6 protein-coding genes are annotated in these 9,835 nt (G+C 70.0%); 3 read left to right on the top strand and 3 right to left on the bottom strand.

The annotated features are described in order from the left end of the window. The first annotated feature begins 985 nt into the window (after positions 1-985). Positions 986-1,237, top strand: coding sequence for a hypothetical protein (locus ACFY3L_RS39380; protein ID WP_389336502.1), 252 nt, complete (start codon positions 986-988; stop codon positions 1,235-1,237). A 281-nt stretch (positions 1,238-1,518) separates the two neighbouring features. Here the strand turns inward: ACFY3L_RS39380 and ACFY3L_RS39375 are convergent, their stop codons facing one another. Together ACFY3L_RS39375 and ACFY3L_RS39370 are read right to left on the bottom strand one after the other, a co-directional pair. After that, entirely contained in the window at positions 1,519-1,884 is a 366-nt protein-coding gene (locus tag ACFY3L_RS39375) for an STAS domain-containing protein (protein ID WP_389336499.1), read from the bottom strand. 95 nt (positions 1,885-1,979) lie between these two features. Continuing rightward, positions 1,980-2,606: an alpha-ketoglutarate-dependent dioxygenase AlkB gene (locus ACFY3L_RS39370; RefSeq protein WP_389336544.1), complete on the bottom strand. Its 627-nt coding sequence runs from the start codon at positions 2,604-2,606 to the stop codon at positions 1,980-1,982. An 82-nt stretch (positions 2,607-2,688) separates the two neighbouring features. Between ACFY3L_RS39370 and ACFY3L_RS39365 the strand changes: the two genes are divergently transcribed. Continuing rightward, positions 2,689-3,768, top strand: coding sequence for a cytochrome P450 (locus ACFY3L_RS39365; protein WP_389336497.1), 1,080 nt, complete (start codon positions 2,689-2,691; stop codon positions 3,766-3,768). Here the strand turns inward: ACFY3L_RS39365 and ACFY3L_RS39360 are convergent. After that, positions 3,746-5,023: an ROK family protein gene (locus ACFY3L_RS39360; RefSeq protein ID WP_389336494.1), complete on the bottom strand. Its 1,278-nt coding sequence runs from the start codon at positions 5,021-5,023 to the stop codon at positions 3,746-3,748. The two genes, ACFY3L_RS39365 and ACFY3L_RS39360, sit on opposite strands and share 23 nt — an antisense overlap. Before the next feature lie 504 nt (positions 5,024-5,527). Between ACFY3L_RS39360 and ACFY3L_RS39355 the strand changes: the two genes are divergently transcribed. Then, on the top strand, positions 5,528-9,811 hold the full coding sequence (locus ACFY3L_RS39355; protein ID WP_389336491.1) for a discoidin domain-containing protein: 4,284 nt from the start codon (positions 5,528-5,530) through the stop codon (positions 9,809-9,811). The last annotated feature ends 24 nt before the right edge of the window (positions 9,812-9,835 follow it).

The raw sequence follows: 9,835 nt of genomic DNA, 5'->3' as shown, positions 1-9,835 counted from the left end.
CCTTGGTCGCCCGGATGACCACCACGCGACTTGGATCACGGCTGAGGTGGCGGAGAATCACGACGGCGGGGCGGGCTGTCGACCACGACGGCGGGCGGGTTGTGAACCACGACGGCGGTGTGGAAGCACCGGCAGCAACCCGCTCCGGCCACGCCCGGCCTTTGATCGAAGGACAGCCTTGGTCGCCCGGATGACCACCACGCGACTTGGATCACGGCTGAGGTGGCGGAGAATCACGACGGCGGGGCGGGCTGTCGACCACGACGGCGGGGCGGGCCGTGAACCCAACGGCGGTGTGGAAGCACCGGCAGCAACCGCTCTGGCCACGCCCGGTTTTGATCGAAGGACGGCCCTGGTCGCCCGGATGACCACCACGCGACTTGGATCACGGCCGAGGTGGCGGAGAATCACGACGGTGGGTGCGGCGTCGGCGGTCGGTGTGGCATGCGCTGGTCGTGACAGCCAACGGCGGTGTGGAAGCACCGAATGACGCCCTTGACGGCGCTGGATCATGTGAGGACGGTGTCGGGGGAACATCACCGCGACCACGGCACGGGCGGTGACCACGCCAGCTGGCGTCCGGTCCCGGGCCGGGCGGGAGGAGCCCACCCTCCGCGCTGGCTTGCTACTGCGAAGTCCCACATGGATCGGCGAACCGTACGCGGACAGCCCCGTCGCCGCCAGAGCTGTTGCACCGGTGGGAGGCGGTGAACCAATGCTCACGCACAGATCCGTGCCTGCGACGAGCGCCCGGACGGGCACCGTCGGCACGCTGTTCCGCACGACCGCCGTCGTCGGTGGCACTGCGGAGCTCGCCGACGTGCCGAACCACGGGGGCGCGGCGGGTCATCGGCCGCCCGCTGGCCGCTCACGGGGTCAGCCTCCGCGCCTTCGGCAACTGGGTGGGGCACGCGCCTACCTGGCCGCCGTCGTCGTGAACGCCGGCAACGACCTCGAATGGCTGCGACGGGGACGGTGGGCAGGTGTGGCTTCCGCGCTCACCGGCTTCGCCGTCGGGCTGCTTTCGGGCGGATCGGTGTCGCCGTTGAGCCCGGGAAGAAGGCCACGACGACCGGCGTCGTCGATGGGGCCGGCGCCGCCGGTGCAGCCGGATCGGACGCACCCGCGGCGACCGCCCCGGCAGGCGGGCGCCGCGGTCTTCGACGGCAAGGGCATCGTCTACGCGGGCGGCAAGGACAGCCGCGGGCAGCGCCGGCCGCCGTCCAGCCGCCGATGATGAACAGCTCGCCGGAGGGCGTCACCACCGCCGCCGGCCAGCGGCGTCCGCGGCAGCCCGGTCAGCGGCGTCTGCGGCGACCCGGCCAGCGGCGTCCGCGGCGATACGGTCGGAGGCGTCCGCGGCGTCACCCCGGTCGCCGCCCCTGAGCAACGGTCAAGGGCGGCAGCGCGAGGCCGCGACGCGGCAGGGCGGAGCCCCGTGAGGCCGTCCGCCGTTGAGCGCGGGCCGGGAGCACGTCAGGACACCGGGTCTGCCGGCGGCTGACCCGGCACCTTCCGTCAGGCGGCGTTGCCCGTGGCGTCGGGGGTGCTCAGGATCTCCAGGAGGCCGAGGAGGCTGAGCACGCGGCGGACGCCGGGGCTGGGGTGGACGATGTACAGGTCGCTGCGGTTGCCGCGGGCGTGGGCGCGGGCGGCGACCAGCTTGCCGATGCCGGTCGAGTCGATGAACGTCACGAGGCTCAGGTCGACCTCGACGGCGGTGGCGCGGACATCGTCGATGGCGCGGTGGAGGACGGTGCGTAGCTGGGCGACGTTCTCGAGGGTGACCTCGCCCGCGACCCTGACGCGAAGCGCCTGGTGTGGCAACGGGTCGACCGTGATGTGCAACTCCGGGAATACTGCGAAACGATCGACCTCGTTCATCTGGCTCACCTTCTCGCCTTCGAGCCGTTCTCATGATACGGGATGTGCGCGGCTCCCGCATCCATCGAAAGATCGAACCGGACGACGAGCCTCGGTCAGGCGACGCCGGTGGGGCGGAACTGGACGCTGACCCGGGGGCCGACGGGGCGGGCGGTCTTGGGGATCGCGTGCTCCCAGGTGCGCTGGCAGGAGCCGCCCATGACGATCAGGTCGCCGTGGCCGAGCGGGAAGCGGATGCTGTCGCCGCCGCCGCGGGGGCGAAGCAGGAGGGTGCGGGGCGAGCCGAAGGAGACGATCGCGACCATCGTGTCGAAGCGGGCGCCGCGGCCGATGGTGTCGCCGTGCCAGGCGACGCTGTCGCGGCCGTCGCGGTAGAGGCACATGCCGGCGGTGACGAAGGGCTCGCCGAGCTCCTCGACGTAGTGCCGGGTCAGGTCGCGGCGGGCCTCGGTGAGCAGCGGGTGCGGCAGCTCGTCGCGCTCGCCATACCACCGCAGGAGGCGCGGGACGTCGACGACGCCGTCATACATCTTGCGGCGCTCGGCGCGCCAGTCCACCTCGTGCAGCAGCGTCGAGAGGACCGAGTCGGAGCCGAGGACCCAGCCGGGCAGGTGGTCGACCCAGGCGCCGTGGCTGAGCTCGTGACGCACCATGCCCCCGGCGAGCGGCCCCACCGCGGGCATGACCGTGTCCAGCATCGAGGGCTGGTACGCGACGTCCATCATGCGATCAATGCTACACCCGCATTCGTACAGACGTACGAGGAACACGCGGGGGCGCCGAACCCGTATCGTATGGGTCACCATGAGTAGCCGGAAGATCGATCGCAGCTACGAACCCGACGCCGAGGCCGTCCGGGTGACCGGGTATGCGCGGGCCCGGGCGGTGCTGCGCAGCACGGACACGGTCCAGGCGGGGCTCGGTGTGGAGACGGTCGAGAAGCTGCCGCCGAGCATCCGCCGCCCGGTGCTGTACCGCGACGGCGAGGAGCACCGGGAGCACCGCCGGCAGACCGCGCGGTACTTCACGCCGCGGCGGGTCGACGAGCACTACCGCGAGCTCATGGAGCGGGCGGCGGACCGGCAGCTCGAAACGCTGCGGCAGCAGCAGGCGGTCGATCTCGCCAGGCTCAGCTTCCGGATGGCGATCGAGGTCGTGTGCGCGGTGATCGGCCTGACGGAGAGCCGCCCCGGCCTGGACAAGCGGCTCGACCGGTTCTTCCCGGAGAAGTTCGGCAGGCCCGGGTTCACCAGCCTCACCGGCATCGCGTGGGTGTTCAGGCAGAACCTCCAGTTCCTCGGCATCTACCTCGCCGACGTGCGTCCCGCGGTGCGCAAGAGGCGCAAGGAGAGGAGGGACGACCTCATCTCGCACCTGATCGACGAGGGGTGCCGCGACGGCGAGATCCTCGGGGAGTGCCTGACCTTCGCCGCGGCAGGCATGGTCACCACCCGCGAATTCGTCAACGTCGTCGCCTGGCATCTGTTCACCGACGACGCCCTTCGCCACCGGTACACCAGCGGCGACGACGACACGAGGGTGGCGCTGCTGCACGAGCTGCTGCGTCTGGAGCCCGTCGTGGGCAACCTCAAGCGGCGCACGACCAGGCCCCTGGAGGGCATCCCGGACGGCACGCTGGTCGACATCGACGTCAGCACCGCGAACCTGGAGCGGGTGGACGAGGGTCCGGGGCTGTCCTTCGGCGACGGCCCGCACAAGTGCCCGGGCGCCTACGTGGCGATCCAGGAGGCCGACATCTTCCTCAGCAAGCTCTTCGCGCAGCCGCATCTGCGCATGCTCAAACCGCCGCGCGTCACGAAGAAGCCGGACATCTCGAGCTACGAGCTCAGAGACTTCATGATCACCGTGCGACCGCAAGCGTAGGCGCGGGGGCGAGCGAGACGGCCGTCGGGTCCTCGATCATCCGCTCGACCACCACTCCCGCGCCGCCGCGAGCGGCCGCGGTGAAGCCCAGGTGCGAGGCCACGAAATGGCAGCGCGCCGCGGTGCTGGCGACCGCCATCCGGGCCAGGTTCGCCTGTGCGGAAGGGATCAGGTGGTCGGCGAGCTCCGCGAAGTAGCCGCCGAGCACGATCACCCGCGGGTTGAAGAGGTTGACCAGGATCGCGCCGCCGTGCCCGAGCCAGCGTCCGACCTCCGCGACCGCCGCCGCCACCGCCTTGTCCCCGCGCGCGAGCCGCCGCAGCACCTCGGCGACCCGCTCCTCGGGGTCCGGGATGGGCCCCTGCTCCAGGCCGTAGGCGACGTCCGGGGTGGCGCGGCGGACCAGCTCGGCGAGGCCGACCTTGGTCTCCCAGCAGCCGGTGCGGCCGCAGCCGCACTTCGACCCGCCCGGCTCGACCGGCAGGTGGCCGACCTCGCCGGAGAAGCCGTCGGCGCCGCGCAGCAGCTTGCCGTTGACGATCACGCCACCGCCGACGCCCACCTCGCCGGTGAGGTAGACGAGGTCGTCGGTGCCGGCGGCGACCCCCCACGTGTATTCGGCCTGCGCGGCCAGGTTGGCGTCGTTGTCGACCATGATCCAGAGGTCCGGGTCGAGGCCGTGCGCGAGGCGGGTGGCGACCGGGACGTCGCGCCAGCCGAGGTTGGGGGCGAGCACGACCACGCCGCGGGCGACGTCGACGAGGCCGGGCACCGCCACGGTGAGCCCGACCGGGGTCACGCCGCGGCGGACCAGCTCCGCCAGGGTCCGCTGGGCGGCCTGGGTGAGGTCGTCGAGGCAGCGCTCGACGTCGCGGCCCTTACCGTCGAAGCTGACCCGCTTCTCGATGACGGTGCGCCCGGTGAGGTCGCTGCCGTGCACCGCGAGGTAGTCGACGTTGATCTCGATGCCGACGGCGCCGACGTCGGGGGAGAGGGCGATGCCGCGGCCGGGGCGCCCGGCGCTGCCGGAGTGCTCGGTGCCGATCTCGCGCACGAGCCGCCGGCTCAGCAGCTCGTCGACGAGGCTCGACACGGTCGCCTTGTGCAAACCGGTTGCGGCGGCGATCGCGGCCCGGGACCGCGGTCCGTTGGTGCGGATGTGCCGCAGGGTCCGGCTCAGGTTGGCGCGGCGCAGGGCGAGCTGGTCCGTGGGCTCGTCGACGGAACCGGCGCCGGCCCGCTCCTTGCTAGCCATCGAACACCCCCATCGAAAGGACCATCGACGCAGCTCATTCGTCGGTCGGTCCGACGAATCAACCACGAAACCTCCCGGCAACACCAGCCCTGCGGGCAACGAATCCAGAACGTTTCGAAACTCTGTTCAGCCTGCGTGTCGAGGTGCCCACGATCCAACGCAGGAACCCCACGGGAAGCCACACAACCGCGCGCTGCGGGATTCCAGTGACACCCGTTGACTTATCGGTAGCATGTCTGCAACATTTGGGCCAACCCGATGCAAGATTCCAACAAGACGCCGTCAGACTCGCGCCGCGACCCGTCCGCCAACAGGTCGCCGGCGCATCCCCCGTCTCCGGAGGCACCACAGTGCCCGTTCGCGCCCCACCTCACACCCGGTCCGCAGACCGGGTCAGCCGCCGTTGACAGCAGATCGCACCGCCACTGCACGAGGGGTCCACAACGTCCCTCGCGGAGCCGCCAACTCCCCGCACCGCACCACACCCCTGAACGAAGGATCGCGATGAGCAAGAGGCACGTGACGCGAAGGGTGCTCTCGGCGTTCGCCGTGGCAGCCCTGGTCGCGGTTACGGCTCACACCCTGCCGGCGCAGGCCGCCGGCGGACCCAACCTCGCCAGCGGCCGACCCGCCACGTCGAGCAGCACCAACGGCGCCAACGGCATCGGCAACATCAACGACGGCAACCAGGCCTCCTACTGGGAGAGCGCCAACAACGCCTTCCCGCAGTGGGCGCAGATCGACCTGGGCAGCGCGAAGAACATCGACCAGATCAAGCTGAAGCTGCCCAACGACACCGCCTGGGCGACGCGGACGCAGACGCTGTCGGTGACCGGCAGCCAGGACGGCACCTCGTTCAGCACGATCGTCGGCTCCGTCGGGTACAGCTTCAACCCCGCCCAGCAGAACACCGTCACCATCGACTTCCAGGCGTCGAACGCGCGCTACGTGCGGCTGAACTTCACCGCCAACACCGGCTGGCCGGCCGCGCAGGTCTCCGAGTTCGAGATCTACGGCGTCGCGTCGTCGAGCACCAACCTCGCCGCCGGCAAGACGTTCTCCTCCAGCAGCACCAACGGCCAGTACACGGCCGCCAACGCCGGCGACGGCAACCAGGCGACCTACTGGGAGAGCACCGGCGCGTTGCCGCAGTGGCTGCAGGTCGACCTCGGCTCGGCCGTGCCGGTCAGCTCCGTCGTGCTGAAGCTGCCCACCGGCTGGGGCACCCGCACCCAGACGCTGACCCTGCAGGGCAGCACCACCGGTAGCACCTTCACCAACATCCTCGGCTCCGCGCCGTACGAGTTCAACCAGGGCACCGGCAACACGGTGACCATCCCGTTCACCCAGCTGACCACCCGCTACATCCGGGTGAGCATCTCGGCGAACACGGGCTGGGCCGCCGCGCAGCTGTCCGAGCTCGAGGTGTACGGGCCGTCCACCGGCGACACGCAGGCGCCGACCGCGCCGACCAACCTCGCGTACACCCAGCCGGCCAGCGGCCAGATCAAGCTGACCTGGTCCGCCTCCACCGACAACAGCGGCTCGATCGCGGGCTACGACGTCTACGCCAACGGCGCGCTGCGCACCAGCGTCGCGGGCACCGTCCTGACCTACACCGACTCGCAGCCCGACACCGCGACCGTGCAGTACTTCGTGAAGGCGCGGGACGCGGCCGGCAACCAGTCGGCGCAGAGCAACACGGTCACCCGCACCGGCACCGTCGTCGACACGCAGGCGCCGACCGCGCCGACCAACCTCGCGTACACCCAGCCGGCCAGCGGCCAGATCAAGCTGACCTGGGGCGCGTCGACGGACAACAGCGGCTCGATCGCCCGCTACGACATCTACGCCAACGGCTCCTACCGGGCGAACGTGGCCGGCACGGTCCTCACGTACACCGACAACCAGCCCGACACGGCGACGGTGTCCTACCAGGTGAAGGCGGTCGACGGCGCCGGCAATAACAGCGCGGCGAGCAACACCGTCACCCGCACCGGCACCGGCAACCCGCCGCCCGGCACCAACCTGGCCCTCGGCAAGCCGATCACCGCCAACGGCTCGGTCTTCACGTTCGTCCCGGCCAACGCCAACGACAACAGCGTCACCACCTACTGGGAGGGTGCGGGCGGCTTCCCGGCCACCCTGACCTCGACGCTGGGCGCCAACGCCGACATCAGCAAGCTCACGCTCAAGCTCGACCCCAGCACCGCGTGGGGCGCGCGGACCCAGAACATCGAGGTCCTCGGCCGTGAGCAGAGCGCAACCGGCCTCACCAGCCTGGTGCCGGCCCGCGACTACCGCTTCGACCCGGCCAGCGGCAACAGCGTCGACATCACGCTGACCGCCCGCGTCGCGGACGTCCAGCTGAAGATCAACTCGAACACCGGCGCCCCGTCGGGCCAGATCGCGGAGTTCCAGGTCTACGGCGTCGCGGCGCCGAACCCGGACCTGGTCGTCACCGCCATCTCCAGCTCGCCGGCGAACCCGATCGAGACCGACGCGGTCAGCCTCACGGCCACGGTGAAGAACCAGGGCACGGCCGGCTCCGCGGCGACGAACGTCAAGTTCTACTTCGGCACCACGCTCGTCGGCACGGCCAACGTCGGCGCCCTCGCCGCCGGTGCCAGCACCAACGTGACGGCCGGCATCGGCGCCCGCGACGCGGGCTCCTACACGCCGATCGCGAAGGTCGACGAGAGCAACACGGTCGTCGAGCAGGACGACACGAACAACACGTTCACCGGGTCGGCGTTCACCGTCGCGCCCGTGCAGACGTCCGACCTGCTCGCGTCGCCGTCGGGCTGGTCGCCGAGCAACCCGTCGGCCGGCAACACCGTCACGTTCACCGTCGCCATCAAGAACCAGGGCACCCAGGCCTCCGCCGGCGGCGCCCACGGCATCACGGTGACCATCAAGGACGCCACCAGCGGCGCGACCGTCAAGACGCTGACCGGCTCCTACACCGGCGTGATCAACGCCGGTGCCACCACCGCCCCGGTCAACCTGGGCACGTGGACCGCGGCGAACGGCAAGTACACGGTGACCACGGTGATCGCCGCGGACACCAACGAGCTGTCGGTCAAGCAGGCCAACAACACCTCCGTCCAGCAGCTGTTCGTCGGTCGTGGCGCGAACATGCCGTACGACATGTACGAGGCGGAGGACGGCAGCGTCGGCGGCGGCGCGTCGGTCGTCGGCCCGAACCGCACCATCGGTGACGTCGCCGGTGAGGCGTCCGGCCGCAAGGCGGTCACGCTCAACTCGACCGGCGCCTACGTGCAGTGGACCACCCGGGCCAACACCAACACGCTCGTCGTGCGGGCGTCCATCCCGGACGGCACCACCACCTCGCTGAACATCTACGTCAACGGCACCTTCCACAAGGCGATCAACCTGACGTCGAAGTACTCGTGGCTGTACGGCAACGAGGCCTCGCCGACCAACTCGCCCGGCGCCGGGCCGCGTCACATCTACGACGAGGCCAACGTCATGCTCAACGGCACGGTCAACGCCGGCAGCACGATCAAGCTGCAGAAGGACGCGGCGAACGGCGGCAACATCGCCGTCGACTTCATCAACCTGGAGCAGGTCTCCCCGATCGCGAACCCGGACCCGACGAAGTACATCGTCCCGGCCGGCTTCACGCACCAGGACGTGGTGAACGCCTTCGACACCGCGCGCCAGAGCGCCACTGCGGTCGGCGTCTACCTGCCCGCCGGCACCTACGAGACGACCAGCAAGATCGGCGTCTACGGCAAGGCGATCAAGGTTGTCGGCGCGGGCCCCTGGTACACCAGGTTCCAGACGCCGCAGGGTCAGGAGAACACCGACGCCGGCTTCCGGCTGGAGACCAGCGCCAACGGCTCCACCTTCTCGGGCCTGTCGTTCTTCGGCAACTACACCTCGCGCATCGACGGCCCCGGCAAGGTGTGGGGCGAGCTCAAGGACATCAACGGGCTGACCATCGACAACGTCTGGGTCGAGCACACCGTCTGCATGTACTGGGGCGTCAAGAACAACAACATCACCATCACCAACAGCCGCATCCGTGACACCTGGGCGGACGGCATCAACTTCACCAACGACACCACCAACACCCACCTGAACAACATCGACGCCCGCTCCACGGGTGACGACTCGTTCGCGCTGTTCTCCGCGACCGACGGCGGCGGCTCGGTGGGCAACCACGACAACCTGTGGGAGAACCTGTCGGCGACGCTGACCTGGCGCGCGGCCGGTCTCGCGGTGTACGGCGGCTACAGCAACACGTTCCGCAACCTGTACATCGCGGACATGCTGACCTACTCCGGCATCACGATCAGCTCGCTGGACTTCGGGTACCCGTTCGTCGGCTTCAACTCCCCGGCGACGGTGATCCAGAACGTCTCGCTGGTGCGCTCCGGCGGCCACTTCTGGGGCAACCAGGCGTTCGGCGCGATCTGGGTCTTCTCGGCCTCGAAGCCCTTCCGGGCGATCCGGGTGTCCGATGTGGACATCACCGACCCGACGTACTCCGGCATCATGTTCCAGACGAAGTACACCGGCAGCTCGCCGGAGAACCCCGTCCAGGACACCGTGTTCACCAACATCAACATCAGTGGTGCGCGCAAGAGCGGTGACGCGTTCGACGCCAAGTCCGGCATCGGCATCTGGGTCAACGAGATGCCCGAGCCCGGCCAGGGCCCGGCCGTCGGCACCGCGACGTTCAGCAACCTCACGTTCTCGAACAACGTCGAGAACATCCGCAACACCACCAGCACCTTCACGCTGGTGATCAACCCGTAGCACCCGCCCGACGAGGGGGCCGCC

This window comes from Dactylosporangium sp. NPDC000521 (genome assembly GCF_042898305.1).
Taxonomy (GTDB): domain Bacteria; phylum Actinomycetota; class Actinomycetes; order Mycobacteriales; family Micromonosporaceae; genus Dactylosporangium.
Note: the sequence above shows the minus strand (reverse complement) of the source record. Positions and strands in the feature narration are given on the sequence as shown.

Coding starts and splice junctions, on each gene's coding strand:
- ACFY3L_RS39365 (WP_389336497.1), top strand. CDS start 2,689: ATGAGTAGCCGGAAGATCGATCGCAGCTACGAACCCGACGCCGAGGCC.
- ACFY3L_RS39360 (WP_389336494.1), bottom strand. CDS start 5,023: ATGGCTAGCAAGGAGCGGGCCGGCGCCGGTTCCGTCGACGAGCCCACG.
- ACFY3L_RS39355 (WP_389336491.1), top strand. CDS start 5,528: ATGAGCAAGAGGCACGTGACGCGAAGGGTGCTCTCGGCGTTCGCCGTG.
- ACFY3L_RS39370 (WP_389336544.1), bottom strand. CDS start 2,606: ATGGACGTCGCGTACCAGCCCTCGATGCTGGACACGGTCATGCCCGCG.
- ACFY3L_RS39375 (WP_389336499.1), bottom strand. CDS start 1,884: ATGAACGAGGTCGATCGTTTCGCAGTATTCCCGGAGTTGCACATCACG.